This window comes from Proteus terrae subsp. cibarius (assembly GCF_011045835.1).
GTDB lineage: Bacteria > Pseudomonadota > Gammaproteobacteria > Enterobacterales > Enterobacteriaceae > Proteus > Proteus cibarius.
Genome location: NZ_CP047349.1, coordinates 2,851,710 through 2,868,225, shown reverse-complemented (window position 1 = coordinate 2,868,225; position 16,516 = coordinate 2,851,710). Strand labels below are relative to the sequence as shown.

The following is a 16,516-nucleotide window of genomic DNA, read 5'->3' as shown; positions in this document are numbered from 1 at the left end:
CAGAACAAAAGTCGAATATCTGGGACAGATATAATAAAAATGATGCATAGAGTATGAATCGCTATTTTAGACTAAAGTCCGCTCCTCGCTCAAAGTGGACCGTTAGCCTGTTTTAGAAATTATTCTCTTCGCAAGAAAAATTATATTAGCTACAGTTTCTTTTTATTTTTCTGGGTTATCTACCGATAAAGACCAGGTTAATCTTTTTTAGTATTCGAGAAGGAGAGAATATATTGATGTTACACAGACACTAATATCTGATACCTTATACAGAACCACCAGCATCACGATTACTTGTATTAGGTAACCATCAGAAAAAGTAAGAATTTCATCTGTTGGTACATGCGTTGGTATAAATAAATTCATACTTTTATATTTTAATTTAAATCATGAGGTTAAGTATTATGTGCGAGTCCGGCCTTCGAAATTTTCAATAAGCTTTGTTTTTAACTAAATGATTTTAATTGATTATTTTTTCAAGGAGTGGAGTTTCTGTTTGATCGTATTTTAATTAACTTACTATCTTAGAATTTTAAGAAAAACTTTTGGGGGCTCAATTGGGGGCTCTTTAGTTTTTCGAATTTAATAAAAATGAGTAATATCAATATTATTACTGAATATATTCGAATCCTGTAGGGGTACCATTTAAACTCAATGAGTTACCATCATTTAAAATTATCTACTTTTCTTAAGTGGGACGTATTTGGGACGCAAGTTCCGAAAATGGTGTCTATTTGCTTTGCATGTTCAGTTAAATGATTGGGTGCTAAGTGAGCATACCTTCTAGCCTGCCTCATTAATCCGTTCAGCAATAATGCGTTTGTTTTTTCTAGTCGATATTTCATTATCTGTAATAAAATTACCATTTCTATATTTTCCATCTCCTTATTCTTTGTGGTATTATTAATGGAATGTTGATTTAATTAATCTCTATTTTACTGATATGAGATGTAATTAATAGATATACTAATAACGGAATGTAATATTTAAATAGTAAAAATATTTTAGAGAAAAATAGTTGGAATAGAGGATTAAATAATAATAGGTTAAACTAAACAGTTAAAGAATAGCTAATAAAAACCATATTAAGATATACTAATTCAATAAAAAAAGTATAAATGGAATAAAATATGCCTTTACCTAACAGATTGAAACCAATAAAAAGAAGTAAAGCTAAACTTAATGAGTTGATCGATTTACTACGGAAGATAACTAATAAAATTGATAATGGTGCAACTGAAGACGATCCTGATATTAAAACCATGATGAAAAATTGGAACACACAAGTAGTAACACCTTGTGAATTTTCAGATTTTCGTGATTATAATTCTTGGACAAGCGCAAAAGAGTTTACAAAAATGGCGTTTAATCAGGTCAAATATTTAGATGACCTGACTTATGAAGAGTTAATTAATATTATTGATTTTATATGTTTAGCTGAAGGCAGTGAATCTGAACATTCCTATGCAATGAAGTTACTCAAAGCAAACTTCAAATCCTTTTCTTCAGATCTTATTTATTGGCCAGATGAGTATTTTAATATTGAAGAGGTCGATGATTTATCATCAGAAGAAATAGCGGCTTATTTGATGAAAGGATCTAATCGAAAATTATCTAATGCTCCAGAATTTCGATTAAAATATTCAATTCCGAAAGATATTAACAATTGATTATTTATTTTAACAACAAATCAAGCGATTGATTTTATAAATAGATGAAATTTTTTAAAATAAAAAAAGATAAAAAATTACGATTTTTTTAACTAAAGTAGTTTAAATATTAAGTTAGATAGCGTTAAACAATATTATTGCATTCTTATCTAAGATTACGGCGTTTCTTATTTCTTGAAACAACAATCTCATTTGATGACAAAGTTGTTTCAGCCCAAGCATTTAGCATTGGTGACATTATTTCGGGTGTAATCAACAAACTTTGTGGCGATATTCCTAATATTAAAGCAATAGCAATAAGCTGATCGACGGTTATCTTAAGATGCCCATTTTCCAAACGCGAATAGTGTTGCTGACTGATACCAAGCCTTCTTGCCATCTCGATACCTGTTATTTTTAGTTGCTTTCTTTTCTGTTTAATTCTCTGACCTACAACAATATTAATTGAACTCATATTAATCCCTCTTTTTAAAAGAGATTACCGTAAAAACACTTAAAGATCGATATGAACGATCAAAAATAGATTATTAATAGCTGTTACCTATTAATTTTTATTTATTAAAAGATTTAAACCGTTTTACCTAAATCAAATAATTAGATAAATTACATTAGTATTTAGTAGTATTTTTGTTTGTTAATGACGAAATAAGAGTGTTAATTAAGAATAATATGAGTTAATTGGAGGTTAGCGAGAATGGAAGACTCCATTTTGCAGAGCCTGTTTGAAACGATGGATGACGATCCGTATTCGATAAGAATAACTTAATGTTTTTCAAATGGTTATTTGATTAAAGCTATTAGCTATTCAGATTTTTATCATAAAATAGTGTTTTCTTTATCCCTGTTTTCCATCCATCCAACCAATTAATTCATCCAACTGATTTTCAGAAAATACCTTTATACCATGTTGACGTAATAAGGTTGTTGCAACACCTTCACCTTGCTTTGTCACACCAGAAAAATTGCCATCGTAGATATATTGGCTACCACAGGTTGGGCTTTTATCGGTTAATAGGGCAACGATACAGTTAGAATCTAAAGCTGTGAGCAAAGCAAGCCATGCTGCAAGTTGGTAATGTGCAGTAACATCATTACCCGTGTTTTCAATCACTTTTGCGTTATTTTGCATAACTTGATAACCATCAGATCCTAATATTTCAGCTGAGGCTCTGGGCGTTGGTAACCCAGCTGCAAGTTCAGGGCAGTGGATCACTAATCGTTGCTCTTGTTGCCATTGTTTAAGTACTGTATTTAATCGTGCTTTTTCTGTGCCGTTATAACGAACCTTAAATCCCATCAGGCAAGCACTAACGAGTATTTTATTTTTCATATAAATTTAGTGATCTTACATCCATTCAATGAGATATGCGTTTTGATAGAATTTATATTCTTGATCGTTATCGTTCAATGTATTTAGAGAATACAATTCTGTTTAAGCACAAAAAGCCACAGTATTTCAGTATTTATAGAGCTACTGTGATAAGGTTTTAAATAGAATATTAAGAATACCAAGACAGTAGGAAGAAAATATGAAAAAAGGATATTGGATTACATTATTTCTACTGATTTTATTTTCCATTCTTATTTTTTGGATATTAAAAGATATTAAAAATACAAAAGAAAGAGGTTACACCTACACTGAATATAACATCTTTTCTTATTATCTTAATACTTCCTCTGTGATTAAATCAGTACCTAGAATATCAAATGATTATTTTTTTACTAGTGATGGAATTATTGATAGAGGATTTAGAGATGGCAGTGTGACATTTTGTTTTATTAATGATTGGAATAAGGCATATCAACAATTAAGAGAGTATACCGATAAATTAGATTTTCCAGTTTATTATGGAAATTCAAAAGTAAGAGATAGTGAACAATATCTTGAGGTTTATAAATATGATAATTGTTTGCATATAACTTATTCTGAAAATTATTTTTTATATTAGTGGGTTGTTTAGTGTTTTAGTTAATATTAGCCATTCTTTTGCTCCTTATTTTCTTCTGAGTCACTCTCGAATAACCAGTCCCTTGTTATGTACTCAACTTATTGTTTTAGTAACATCAGTGATTTTGTGGATTATTTGTTAATCAATTTATTTTACCCAGCTTGTTTATTTGTAATTTAAATGTGTAATCAATTGATGTTTAACAAAAGGTTTGTAGGTCTTTAATAGTGAAAAATTTTATATTTTGATGAAAAAACCAAGAAAACAACTAGTTTGATATGCTTTTATTTTACTTAATACACTTAAATAATCGATAAAAAACAAAATGATAATTAATCCCCTTCTTTGTATAAGTAAATTAAATAGTACGGACTTTCAAGAAAAAAATAGATGAAAAGATTTACAAATACTTTACTAATAGTTTACAAATGAAATAAGATATCGTTATTGTTTTAATGCTAATAATTCATTGAGTAAAAGGAACGTGTAAAATGGCGATATCTAGAAGAAAATTTATCATTGGTGGAACAGTAGTGGCTGTCGCTGCTGGTGCGGGTATTTTGACACCAATGTTAACTCGCGAAGGGCGTTTTGTTCCGGGTACGCCAAGACATGGCTTTGTTGAAGGTACTGAAGGCGCTTTACCAAAACAAGCTGATGTTGTTGTTATTGGCGCTGGTATTCTTGGTATTATGACAGCGATTAATCTTGTAGAACGTGGTTTATCTGTTGTGATCGTTGAGAAAGGTAACATCGCTGGTGAGCAATCTTCAAGATTCTATGGTCAAGCGATTAGCTATAAAATGCCTGATGAAACGTTCTTATTACACCATTTGGGCAAACATCGCTGGCGTGAAATGAATGCAAAAGTAGGTGTTGATACTACTTATCGTACACAAGGTCGCGTTGAAGTTCCTCTTGATGAAGAAGATTTAGTTAACGTAAGAAAATGGATTGATGAAAGAAGTAAGAATGTTGGTTCAGATATTCCATTTAAAACCAGAATTATTGAAGGGGCTGAATTAAATCAACGTCTTCGTGGCGCGACAACAGATTGGAAAATTGCAGGCTTTGAAGAAGATTCAGGTAGCTTCGATCCAGAAGTTGCAACCTTCGTTATGGCTGAATACGCCAAAAAAATGGGCGTTAGAATTTACACTCAATGTGCGGCTCGTGGCTTAGAAACACAAGCAGGTGTGATCTCTGATGTTGTAACAGAGAAAGGGGCAATTAAAACTTCTCAAGTTGTTGTTGCTGGTGGTGTTTGGTCACGCCTATTTATGCAAAATCTCAATGTTGATGTTCCAACCCTGCCTGCATATCAGTCTCAACAGTTAATCAGTGGTTCACCAACAGCACCGGGTGGTAACGTCGCTTTACCGGGCGGTATTTTCTTCCGTGAACAAGCTGATGGTACTTATGCAACTTCTCCTCGTGTTATTGTGGCACCAGTAGTGAAAGAATCTTTCACTTACGGTTATAAATATCTGCCATTATTAGCTCTACCTGATTTCCCTGTGCATATTTCTTTAAATGAACAATTAATCAATTCATTTATGCAATCGACACATTGGAACTTAGATGAAGTTTCTCCGTTTGAACAATTTAGAAATATGACTGCATTGCCTGATTTACCTGAGTTAAATGCTTCATTAGAAAAATTAAAAGCAGAATTCCCTGCCTTTAAAGAATCGAAATTAATTGATCAATGGAGTGGTGCAATGGCTATCGCACCAGATGAGAATCCAATTATTTCAGAAGTTAAAGAGTACCCAGGTTTAGTGATTAATACTGCAACAGGCTGGGGTATGACAGAAAGCCCAGTATCAGCAGAGTTAACGGCTGATTTATTACTTGGTAAAAAACCTGTTTTAGATCCAAAACCATTTAGCCTTTACAGATTCTAATCGATCTAGTTTAGAAAAAAACCTTCAAATTTGATGGGGCTCCATAAAATTGGGGGTATTTATTAAGTAGCTTATAATGCCTGATTTCGATATTTAATCGGAATCAGGCTTTTTATTTTTTTATAAAACGATTATTTAAATAAAAAACATGTTTTTGTACTTAGGATATATCTAATTCACGATTATGATTTATTTATATTACATTAATCATAGAAAGAAATATAAATTTATATTTATAACTAAGTCATAATTTGATAAGTGGGAAATAATGAGGAAAACACATTTAGTAGGCATAATATTACTTTTTTCATCAACTGCATTTGCGGCAGAAACCCAAGAAACAAGTACAATAAAAGAGGGAGTAAAAGCTTTCACATCTAGTTTAACTATTGTAAGTAAAGATGCACTATCTGGATTAAAGGATGGAATTGACGAAGGACGTCAATCTGGTAGCAGTGTAGACGGTGCAGTCATTATTTATGATAAAGATAATCTGAAAAAATACACAACAGTTAGAGTGCTTTCTGTTGAGTCTACGGGTGGAAATAATTATTTAGTCACTCTTGCTGTTAAAAATAACTCTGACTCTCTTATCCGTTTAACAAACTTAAATGAAAAGAAAAATATTTATGCTATAGATGCTGATGATTTTGTAGCATATTTAGGTGGTATTCAGGAAGATGTAAATATTCCAAGTAAAACAGCGATAAAATTGCGATTAATTTTTAAAGATGCAGAAGGTGAACCCGTAAAATTGCGTTTTTATGATGAAGAAATTGAATTAAAGAAAAAATAAAATATCTGCGGTTTTATTTTAAACCGCAGATAGATACCAGTTTTAAATTCTATTTTTATAAAATTTAAAGAATAAAAACATTATAAATGTTAAATTTATTGTATCTAATAAATAACCAATATATATTTTCATAATATTTATTATTAATTAATAATAAGTATACCCACATAAAAAAATCATTGATTATATCTATGGTTTTCAGAGTAAATCTCTCTTCTTCTATAAAATCACAACTAAAAATCATCTAACTTATTGATATCTATTAATTACATATTCGATATTTAATACTATTGTGTTACTCCAAATCTGATGTATATTAAAATAACATATAGAAATGTAAATTATTTTAAATTTAAAATATCGGAATAACCTTATTAACAGAATTAGCAAAAGTAAGTAATGTTACGGTTATCCAACAGCTAATGATTAAGTATTTTCAGTTTATGCTTTGATGGTTTATAAACTATAATTCGGTGTTTTATCGATGTAATCATCTAATGAAAGAAGGAGAGTAAAGGGATGATTAACACCAAAGTTGGGAATAGAATAAAAATGATAAGAAGACAATTGAAAATAACAGAAAATGAGATGTCTGAAAGATTGGGAATAAGTATGCTACATTATTCTCAATTAGAAGATGGGCATTTAAAAATAACAGTAGATCAATTGATTGCTATTTCTTATATACTTGGTGTCAAACCTCAAAGTCTTATCTTAGAAGCTAAGAAAACAGATTTTATGGTTTTTGAGGATAAGCAGTCGATAACACAGCCAAGTGAGATAGTTATATTTAGAAAGAAAAAAGTAGTTTAAATATATTGTTGGAATATTGTTTATATTGAGTTCTGATAAATATATTTAATCGTTTTTTAGTTGCTTTAATTAAGATTCTATTTCTCAAAACTCAATGATTAATAGCACAAAAGCCATCTTATTATAGGATGGCTTTTGTGTATTTAATGGCAAGATGTTGTACCTGTTATATGATTTATAGCGCCGTTTCTGATCAACAGTCTCTGCATATCTTTAAGATTATTTTGGCAAGCATAACTTAACGCACTGTGGTTATAAGAAAATAAAGATTTATCTTGTGTAGTAGTAACAAGATTAATATCTGCACCTTTAGAAATAAGGTATCTTACGGTATCAAGACGATTATTTCTGGCTGCAATCATAATAAATGTTTCACCATCGCCTTCTACTCTTTGGTTATTGAGCTCGATATCGCTTCTCATTAGGTCATGAATTTTTTTTACCACATTGACATTATTTCCTAAAACTGCTGATTTAAAAACATTATAAACATCGTCTTTATCCGTAGCCCAAAGGCTTGCACCTTGAGAGATGAGGTATTCTACCATCTCTTCATCACCAATAAACGCAGCCCATCCTAGCGCTGTTTGTTCTAGGCTTCCCGTGTCTTTTGCTTCAATGTTTTGCCCATTGGCAAGCATCTTTTTGACTTCATTTAAATCACCATGTTTTACAGCATCAAACCATAGTGCATTTCTACCTGTACTTGGTGAAGTATAGAATACCCTATGTGGTAAACGTGATTTATTAGCCAACTCAATCATATCAGAATAATTTGATTTAAAAGATTGATACTCGGGTGGGTTATTTTCATTAATAATCAATGCTTGTGCGCCAAAAGAAACCAATAGCAATGAAATAACAAACATTTTTATATTCATTTAAACACCTTACAATCTAAATAATTAACAAAACTTATTACAATTAGTTTATTAAAAATTAATATTTATTAGTGTTGATAATTGAAACAGAATGTAATTAAGGTGTGTTTTAGTAATACGTATTTATAATAAAGATAAATCTTATTAATTGGTTTCTTGCTTTAGTGATTAAAGATACGTATTTTTACTTGTATTTTATTGATTATAATGATAATTATTCCTTTTTAGTCATTATGTGACAGTTTAATCATGTTATATACTGATGACTTAATATTGTGATTTTATTATTACCTACCTTTTTAATTCTTAATTTAAAAGTTATTTTGTAATAAATCGTTACTTTTATTATATTTTTACCATCTATTTAATGATGATCTTTAATTTATTAATATAAGATTGAGTTCTTTAATTATAACTCAGATTGAGTACAGATAATCTCTTTATCTTGATATTTACTATTCCCTACCTTAAATTTCATTTTTAATATTGGGATTTCAAGATCATTTTTAATTTTGCTATGGAATGTACATGAAGGGAAGTAATTTTCTTTATTAAAAAATATCTCTATATAAAAATAGCCTTTTCCACGGGAGGAAATTCTAAAATTTGCAGAGTATAACTGGTAATCTGAATAGCGTTTATCTATTTTCCCATAATCTATTAATGGTAGTCTGTTTTTTTTATTACTAATAGTTACGGGGACCTTGGATATTATTTTGTACATGGTATTATCACGATAATCAAGATTTAATGATGTGGTATATTCTTTATCATCAGGTAATATAAACTCAATCACACCAATATTTTCTTTGGAGAGTAGAAGATTTTCTTGTGTTAATGTAATTTCTGTTTTCATTATTATAGTTTTTCTATTTTGGTAATAATCATTTACTTCTTTACTCCTTTCTTGATTTATTCTAATTAAATCTATAGGACCAACAAAGATAACCCCTCCATAAGGTGACCCCATAATACAACCACTTAATAAACTAACAGTGGTAATAAGGATTAAGCTTCTTATAAAGTACATATTATTTTCCTTATTTAGAGCGCAATAACGAATATCGATTTAATAGTTGTTTAAAGTGATTATCTATTTGTTGATATTCATAATCTGAAACTGTATTTTGTGTTGGTTGCTTTTCAAGTAAGCGTAGCTCTTCTTCTAAGGGTTTGGCTTGATTGAAATGTTGACGAGCTTTAAAAATGATCGATTTTAATTCAGAGCCTGTTATGTAGTTTTTAGGATTACCATCAAAACTATCTAGCCTTTGGCTTAATCCGTCGAGTTCAGCCATGCCTTTAGACCATTGATTGAGTTGTTCATCCGTGGTGGCATTTATTTTTAGATTATTTTTCCAAAGCTGCGTAAATGATAAAAGCTCTGGATTATCTTCATACTGCGCATTCAAATAACTGATTACTTCAAGTCCATAACTCTGTGCCCATGTGGGAGAAAGTAATGCGAGTTCATCTAAACGTTGTTGTATCACATCAATCTGTTCAGAATTGAGCGTTCTTATTATGTTTCTACCATTTGCGGTTTGTTGTTCAATAAGAGAGCCTGCATGGGCGTTAATGGTTGGAATATAAGGAAATGCATCTGTTAGATTGTTATTTTTTAATTCAGATAACCAAAAATAAAATAGGATAACAAAAAATAAACTACTGGTTAGTGTGCCAATTAAAATCCCTCGCCATAACTCTTGTCGATATGTCTTTTTTATGGGAGGCTGTAATGAGATGGATGAAGATATATAGGTTTTGGGTGGTGTAATACTTTCATTAATATTTTGGGGTGTAGAAGATGTAGATAAAGTCGTATCGATAATTTCAGATGGCTTTTCTTCTTTATTGACTGTGGAGGATAATTCAGGAACGTTAAAATTACTATCTAATGTGTCTGCATTCTCTAATTGCCGCGCTTGAGCAAAAACTAAGTTCTCTAAATAATCAAATTGAACAAGATGTTTAATTTCTAATGTTTGAAGGTGATGATTGATATTCTTTAATAATTCTTCAATTTGATAAAGAATAGATAAGTCGGAATAAATAAAAGTTGTACCACGAATACCAGAGACTAACTGCTGGCTTAAGGATGAAAGAATATTGATACGAGTATGTGTTTGTATTGGCCATAATGTTTGCCAATGTTGAGTTAATATATTATGAATAAGGTAAAGCCCTTCATTTAGGCCATCAAGTCCAGCTTGGTGTTGACGGCATACGACAAACCAAGAGGCGGTTTGAAGATCAACCCCATTTTGATTAAATAAAGAGATACATAATTCATGGATATATTGCCAATTAATATCAGGGCGTGCTGGATGAAAACGTTTATCAAGCTCTTCTTTAATAGCAAGAAATTGATTAAATACACGAGGATCACCCCCAATAGGAAGTGAATCTAAATAAGAGTTCATAGAAGCCTCAAGTTAATTTAAGGTCTAAATTTTATAGAATCAAGTTAAACAAAGAAAAACAGACTAAGAATAAATAAGATTATATTTGTGATAATTTAAATTGTTTTTTCAAATGATGGAGAAATATTCGTCCATCAGGAGAAAACTCAGTACCATAACGTATAAGTCCTTTTTCGTGTAATTCAATATCTAAAGAATAACATAATTTTCCAAATTCATTTTCAGGTAATATACCTAGTGTTACTGATTTTATTCTAGGCTCATACTTGAGTAATGTTTTTGATAATATTCCCATTACTTTATGTGAGCTTCCTGGTAATCCTTGAATAAGTTTACTCATATCAGGTAAGCCATAATCAGGCAAATGTTTTAAGGTTCCTGCACGTGAGTTTAATATTCGACGAATATTATCCATAACAGACAAAATAACTTGGTCTTCTTCGGAGATAGTGTCAACAGGCAATCCTCCAGAAAAATAACCCGTTAGCATTTCATAGAGAGAGGGTTGTGGCATCGTTATTTTTTATCCAAAGTTTGTAATGTAAGTGTATTCTCAGCAAGTTCAATTTTACGTGCTTTATCAGGATCGAGTTTGTTTTTAGGAATAACAATCCGCCAATTATTTTTAGCCTCATCAGGAGTATGAAACATTACCGCAATTGCAACAAATTCTGCTTCTTTTTCCATTGGCATATCTAAAGAAATAGATTCACCTGGGCGAATGCGTAAATCTTTTTGTGCTAATAAAGAGGATTTTAAAACATCGTTATTTTGATTAAATAGTGAGAGGTAATCACTATCATTAAAAGTATCTGCTGACTTTAGTTGGAATACTCTAACAATAACGGAAAGTGAAGAGCCGTTATCGTCAGTATTAAGTGCTTCTCGTGCGGTAAAATCTAAATGCAGTACTTTTATCTGCTTATAGAAAATAGATTTAGTTAAAGAGACAGTACCATCACTGATGGTTTGAGTTAAACCACAACCTGCGATTGCAAATATTGCTATAAATAACAGTGCTAATTGGAGGGTGCGAGAAAGAAATATTTGCGATTTAAAATTGATAATTGCCATATTCATCACTTTTATAATGTTGAGTGCGAAGTGTTAGATGTTGATAAGAACCAAGGGTGATGGTGATAAAAGAGGGAGTTGGCGGCCTTTCAATAATGTTATAAGGTCGCATAACTGCAGTTCTACCCAGTTGCACTCCTTGGCTTTTAGAGGTGCTTAGTGTTGCATCAGGTAATAAATCTCTTGGTAGTGTTAAGCGTAACCGTGCATTAACGCGAGAACCTAAATAAACACGAAGCAATGCCATAAAATCTTGATAAATACTGCCATCAGGTAGCCAACCTTTTGCTTCATCTTTATTTCCAGTATGTAACTTTATTAATACTTGGCTATTTACGTCTATGGCATAACTGCCTAAAACGGGTTTGTTTTCTAATGTAATAGGGGATGAACATGACATTGCGGTGGGAGTCTCTAGTGCTATTCTTCGTGGATCATGAGGAATAATATTGACCTTTGTCGATGGTGCTAATAATTTTACTAATGCACTAATTCCTTCCGCCGTGCGTGTAGGTAGGCGTAATATTCCTAATAATGCTAGAAAGCGAGATAGGGGGGATTGCACCTGATTAGCACAGCCCGGAATACCTAAACCAATTAAACCATAAAGATATTGTGATGTTTTATCTGATCCATCTTTCCCAAACGTGGCTGGATAAGAGTATTTGCGCCAGATCCGATAAAACTGAGTCGTAAGGCGATGGTTAAAAATATCTAAAAAATCAGTTAGTGAATCTGTACCATCTCGATATTGTGCAATATCGTCAAGGTAAGATGTTGGAAGTGGTGATGTGATACCATAAAGTCCCAAAAAGGTAGTATGTAAACTTGGTATTGTGCTTTTTCGGTATTTATCTAGAGGATCAGTCCCTTTGATCTCTGTCGCAGGAAAACCCATACCACGATGTGGACGAAAGCGAATGGGATCGGTTTTCGGATCATGAGAACTTCCTAATTCAGGTGATCCGGGGCTGGTTTTTTCAAGTAATTGACAAAAGCGATAGAAATTAACATAAGGTAATTTTTCGCCTAAAGCCTTAATTAACGGGGTAGCTGTGGATTGTGGATCTCTTTCCATTGAATGCGTTTTCCTGTTGGTAAGATAATCAGTGTTAATTGATTAAAGAGATGTACATCGGCATAAAGTGCAAAAAAGCGATTAAGCATTTCACCAAATAAATGCATATCTCCTTCACCATTAAAACCATTACTGTCTAATGTCACTTCAATATCAATGCCTCGTTGTAAAAAGCCTTTCTCAAAACGCTCAATTAAATGATGTTCAACATGAATAATGGCATCAAGTTTTCGATGATTCATATCATCATCTCGCCAATCGTAGAGTGCGAGTGTGCCTCGAAGTACTTCCGCATTGTCCATCATGTTAAGAAAGCTTGAACCAAGGTGGCTGAGCACTCGCCAATGAAAGCGATCTTCTGAAGGTGGATAAAGCGGTAAAGTGGGTTTACATAAATTACGTACAGTTAATGGTATTTGTGAGGTTTGTTCTGTTCTATCAAGCAACGTGCTTTGTAGTGCTTTACGAGGTAATTGCCCATTAGTGCCAGTGAGTTGTAATGAAAGTGTTTCTGTTTCAGTAGTCAAATTAAGATCTTGTTTTTCACCCCCCAAAACAAGCCAAGTATCATGAAGTCCCGCAACACTACGTTTAACGCGGGTATGATAATAACGTTCTGGCGCATTATGGCGTAGCATGCCACCACGATGACGAAAGCTAGTAAATGGCACATAAATAGATTCATTTGTTCGTTGAGAGCCATGTACGCTATCCACACTATAAATTTCGGTATGCCCATCTTGAATACGACGTGGACGTAATAAATATTCACTTTCCAATCCATTTACTGTGAGGGGATCTGCTTCTATATTGAAAAGATTAATAACAGGAACACAATGTAAACGGATATTTTCATCACTTAGTGCGAGCGAACTATCCCATAAAGTATTTAGAACGATATCTAACTCAAATTTTGATGTTTCTTCAGGAAAATGGATATCACCTAATCCATTAAGTGACACAAACATAAACTTTTCACGGAAAGAAAAATATTCCAGTAGCAATTGATAGCCACTAAATGTGGCATCACCTTTAGGCCAAAGGGCATCCGTATCCTTAAATCCCCCCGGTGAAAAATAGAGAGGTACCGCTATTCTGTCTTTTGATTGAGGAAGTTTTAAATAAATTTTTGAAACTTGTTTAGTTAATGCTAAATGCAGTGCATTGGTTGTTGGAATATCACCAGATAAGTAAAATGAAAGTTTATGAAGATTAACTTCAGACCAGTTAATTATTTCACTGCATGTAAATTTTAGCTGAATAACTGAACGTCCATCAGGCTCAGTTGTTAAATTAACGGTATCTATTTTTATTGGATTTAGCGTTAAATCTTGCGTTGTTCGATAGTGACAAATTGTTTTTTTCGGACCAATAGGACGAGAAAGTACCTCAAATTGAGCCGATATTTTATCGGTCATTTTCATTTTCTGAATATCTGGCGTTAATTCAATGATTGATAATGAAGGAATTGTTTGTAAATAATGAGGCCACAATAAACTAACAAGTCCTTCTGTTAATTCAGGTAAATCATCATCAATTTTTTGCCTCAATTGCCCCATTGAAAAAGCAAAGCCTTCAAATAAGCGTTCAACAAAAGGATCGGGCGTACCTGCTTTATCTAAATCGAGCATTGCAGCTCTATCGAGGTGTGCTTGTGCAAATTCTTTGGCAGCTTCTCTAAGATAGCGCATTTCTGCATCAAAATAGCGAAGGGTTAAATCATCCATTAATTTGATACCTTGATTTGTCGAGTAAAAGATTAGGAATATAAAATCGCAGAGCGAACGGGATCGATAGCGGTTAGTTCACTGAGTAGCCGCGCCATTTGTTGTTCTATGTGGGGCTTATCTGAGGTGTTACGTTGGATTTTTGCTCGGCAAAGATGAAGTTGTCGTGCTTTCACTTCAAAAATATAGTCAGGCTCCCATTGTGTTAATGACATCGAAAGCGCTTTTTTATCAAGCTCTCGTAATAAATTTAATGCTAAATCATGACGAGCAAATTGTTCTGCTACTCGGGCCATAACGAGGTTTAATAACCATTTCTGCCTTGAAGTGCTGATATCAGGACGATGTTGTAGCCATTTTAATGCAATCTCTATACCTTCATTATCCGCTTGTGTGATGGCTTCAGTTTCTAATGCCAATATTGGTTCATCTTCAGATTGATGAGAGTAACTATTTGATAAACCTTGCATAGCATCAAAGTTTTCTTCCATAACATGTTGTTTTATCCAACTTAATGTTACTTCATCGGCAAAGGGAGTGCCGTCTTCCCATGACAGTTTTTCTAAATCAGGAAGACGAGTAAGAAACTGTTTTAAATCGTTTTTTATAACATCAGACCATGCATTCCAAGGAGCAGGTGATTTACTGAGTGCTTGATAGAGATACCACTGCACATCTAACCAAAAATGGTTAACACCTTCTGCAAAAAGCTTATCAGCTTGTTCTGCAAGCTCTCCCCAACTTTGTTGTAAATAAAGGCGTTTAAGTTGTGATCTTGCATCTGTTCTTGGGGGAGAAAGGCGAGTACAACCTTGTTGATCTTGTGGGGGTAGTTGATGAAGCGTATCCCATCTCACTACTTTCATTAATCTATGTCCTGCTAACCAGCCATTAGGTTGATTGCGTAAGTAGTTAGCAAGCATTTTAGATTGATCTAATAATTCACGGCCTGATTGTATTGTCTCTATTGGCGTACTTTGTGATAAAGAAGGTGGCGTTGAAGATGAGTTATAAGTGGATTCATTTCTGCTGATATTTTGAGGAACTAATGAGCTTGTGCCACCAGATTGAGCAAGGCGTTTTTCGAGAGCTTGATATAATCCTGCAAGCTGTGGTCTTTCAGCTTCATTCCATGTTTCAAGCTCCGTTTCAATGGTGGCTAATAAGGCGATAATACGAGAAAACTCCTGACGATCGACTTCAGGATAAAGTGATAAGCTATCTAAAACGCGTTGTCCTGATAACCACTCTAAAGCAGACTTCCTACTCGTGGCTCGGCTAGGTAATAGCGTGTCGTGATAGCGAATAAGCAATCCACTTAAAAGCCCTAAAGAATCGGCAAGTCCGTGTTCACCTTCTTTGTGCAAGCGTGCCCAAATATAATAAGTCACAACTCGTACATCTTTGCAGGAATTGAGCAATAAGTTTTCAGCCAATAAGCAAATCAGTTCAGTATCTGCATCAGAGAGCTTATTGACTTCTTCTTTCATTCGCTCAAAGTCATCTTCATAACTGGGATCATCACCCACAGGTTGATTAGGAGTAATTGGTAATAACCAACGATCCCATAAATCGATTTGTTGTTGAGCAAATTGTTGCACTTTGTTTGTATCATCAGCAAAATATGATGAAATTAAGGTATCCAATAAGGACATAGTGAGCGTATTTCCTTTTGAGATAATAGGGAATGTGATTTTTATTTAATCTAAAAAGATCTTTTCCGGTAAAACAAAATTACGTAGTTGTAAGAGTGCGATTGGGCCCTCGCCCATTTCTGTTCTTAAAGTGTAATTGAGTGACTGGCCATTTAAGGTTTTCCAACTGACAGAATAACTACTGGTGCTACCGGCATAAGGGGCAATTTTGGCATCTTCTAATAAACGAATAATGCCCCAGACGCCACGATAATCACCATAAATACGTGTACCTGTGTTAGTGGTGATCCAACTGAGTGATGCACCAGAGGCAACGGTATCAGCCGGCCAAATAAAGCGTTGCCATTGAGGTTGTTGGTTATCATAGATAAGAGACTGTTTATCTATCATTAGATGGGTTTGCATGATGTCTGGTGATGTACCTGGGCGTAACTTAAAGTAAAGACGCGCTTCACCATTCGCAAAAACGACATCACCTAAGTAGATTAGTTTATCTAAGGCTTTTAAGAACTCAAGGTTAAAGGAAATAGAAATGAAGAGAGT

General features: G+C 33.2%; 15 protein-coding genes and 2 pseudogenes. 5 read left to right on the top strand and 12 right to left on the bottom strand.

Going from position 1 to position 16,516, the window contains the following annotated elements:
* Positions 1-665: 665 nt before the first annotated feature.
* Positions 666-797 (bottom strand): annotated as a pseudogene (locus tag GTH25_RS19215) (integrase); the annotation flags it as partial.
* A gap of 333 nt (positions 798-1,130) precedes the next feature.
* On the opposite strand from GTH25_RS19215, the gene GTH25_RS13285 reads away from it, so the two are divergent.
* Complete coding sequence (locus GTH25_RS13285) at positions 1,131-1,670, top strand: hypothetical protein (RefSeq protein WP_075674158.1); 540 nt, start codon at positions 1,131-1,133, stop codon at positions 1,668-1,670.
* Positions 1,671-1,815: 145 nt separating this feature from the next.
* On the opposite strand, the gene GTH25_RS13280 is transcribed toward GTH25_RS13285, so the two are convergent.
* Positions 1,816-2,124, bottom strand: a complete 309-nt coding sequence (locus GTH25_RS13280) for a helix-turn-helix domain-containing protein (protein WP_075674159.1) — start codon at positions 2,122-2,124, stop codon at positions 1,816-1,818.
* Positions 2,125-2,505: 381 nt separating this feature from the next.
* Positions 2,506-3,000, bottom strand: coding sequence for a 2-thiouracil desulfurase family protein (locus GTH25_RS13275; RefSeq protein ID WP_164530637.1), 495 nt, complete (start codon positions 2,998-3,000; stop codon positions 2,506-2,508).
* 199 nt (positions 3,001-3,199) lie between these two features.
* Between GTH25_RS13275 and GTH25_RS13270 the strand changes: the two genes are divergently transcribed.
* The 4 genes from GTH25_RS13270 (at position 3,200) to GTH25_RS13255 (ending at position 7,135) form a co-directional block, all read left to right on the top strand.
* Positions 3,200-3,619 carry a hypothetical protein gene (locus GTH25_RS13270; RefSeq protein WP_164530636.1) on the top strand — a complete coding sequence of 140 codons (420 nt, stop codon included), beginning with the start codon at positions 3,200-3,202 and terminating at the stop codon, positions 3,617-3,619.
* A 491-nt stretch (positions 3,620-4,110) separates the two neighbouring features.
* On the top strand, positions 4,111-5,526 hold the full coding sequence (locus GTH25_RS13265; protein ID WP_075674162.1) for an NAD(P)/FAD-dependent oxidoreductase: 1,416 nt from the start codon (positions 4,111-4,113) through the stop codon (positions 5,524-5,526).
* Positions 5,527-5,794: 268 nt separating this feature from the next.
* A complete protein-coding gene (locus GTH25_RS13260; protein WP_075674163.1) occupies positions 5,795-6,322 on the top strand; it encodes a hypothetical protein in 528 nt (175 codons plus the stop codon).
* Between the two features lie 519 nt (positions 6,323-6,841).
* The gene (locus tag GTH25_RS13255; RefSeq protein WP_075674116.1) at positions 6,842-7,135 is read left to right on the top strand and encodes a helix-turn-helix domain-containing protein; all 294 of its coding nucleotides are present in this window, start codon (positions 6,842-6,844) and stop codon (positions 7,133-7,135) included.
* A 143-nt stretch (positions 7,136-7,278) separates the two neighbouring features.
* On the opposite strand, the gene GTH25_RS13250 is transcribed toward GTH25_RS13255, so the two are convergent.
* The 9 genes and pseudogenes from GTH25_RS13250 to GTH25_RS13210 form a co-directional block, all read right to left on the bottom strand.
* Positions 7,279-8,016, bottom strand: a complete 738-nt coding sequence (locus GTH25_RS13250; RefSeq protein WP_180272991.1) for an ankyrin repeat domain-containing protein — start codon at positions 8,014-8,016, stop codon at positions 7,279-7,281.
* A gap of 409 nt (positions 8,017-8,425) precedes the next feature.
* Complete coding sequence (locus GTH25_RS13245; RefSeq protein WP_164530635.1) at positions 8,426-9,046, bottom strand: hypothetical protein; 621 nt, start codon at positions 9,044-9,046, stop codon at positions 8,426-8,428.
* A 10-nt stretch (positions 9,047-9,056) separates the two neighbouring features.
* Complete coding sequence (locus GTH25_RS13240; protein ID WP_075674114.1) at positions 9,057-10,439, bottom strand: VasL domain-containing protein; 1,383 nt, start codon at positions 10,437-10,439, stop codon at positions 9,057-9,059.
* A gap of 79 nt (positions 10,440-10,518) precedes the next feature.
* Positions 10,519-10,953 carry a type VI secretion system baseplate subunit TssE gene (gene tssE / locus GTH25_RS13235; RefSeq protein WP_075674113.1) on the bottom strand — a complete coding sequence of 145 codons (435 nt, stop codon included), beginning with the start codon at positions 10,951-10,953 and terminating at the stop codon, positions 10,519-10,521.
* A gap of 2 nt (positions 10,954-10,955) precedes the next feature.
* A complete protein-coding gene (gene tssJ, locus GTH25_RS13230) occupies positions 10,956-11,513 on the bottom strand; it encodes a type VI secretion system lipoprotein TssJ (RefSeq protein ID WP_371317008.1) in 558 nt (185 codons plus the stop codon).
* Complete coding sequence (gene tssG, locus GTH25_RS13225) at positions 11,494-12,591, bottom strand: type VI secretion system baseplate subunit TssG (protein WP_164530634.1); 1,098 nt, start codon at positions 12,589-12,591, stop codon at positions 11,494-11,496. Before tssG ends, tssJ begins: the two co-directional genes overlap by 20 nt.
* Positions 12,555-14,318 (bottom strand): type VI secretion system baseplate subunit TssF, encoded by a 1,764-nt coding sequence (gene tssF / locus GTH25_RS13220; RefSeq protein ID WP_164530633.1) that lies wholly within the window; start codon positions 14,316-14,318, stop codon positions 12,555-12,557. The genes tssG and tssF overlap by 37 nt, the downstream gene beginning before the upstream one ends.
* Positions 14,319-14,350: 32 nt before the next feature.
* Positions 14,351-15,973, bottom strand: a complete 1,623-nt coding sequence (gene tssA, locus GTH25_RS13215; protein ID WP_164530632.1) for a type VI secretion system protein TssA — start codon at positions 15,971-15,973, stop codon at positions 14,351-14,353.
* Between the two features lie 45 nt (positions 15,974-16,018).
* A pseudogene (locus tag GTH25_RS13210) lies at positions 16,019-16,501 on the bottom strand (type VI secretion IcmF C-terminal domain-containing protein); the annotation flags it as partial.
* Positions 16,502-16,516 lie beyond the last annotated feature (15 nt).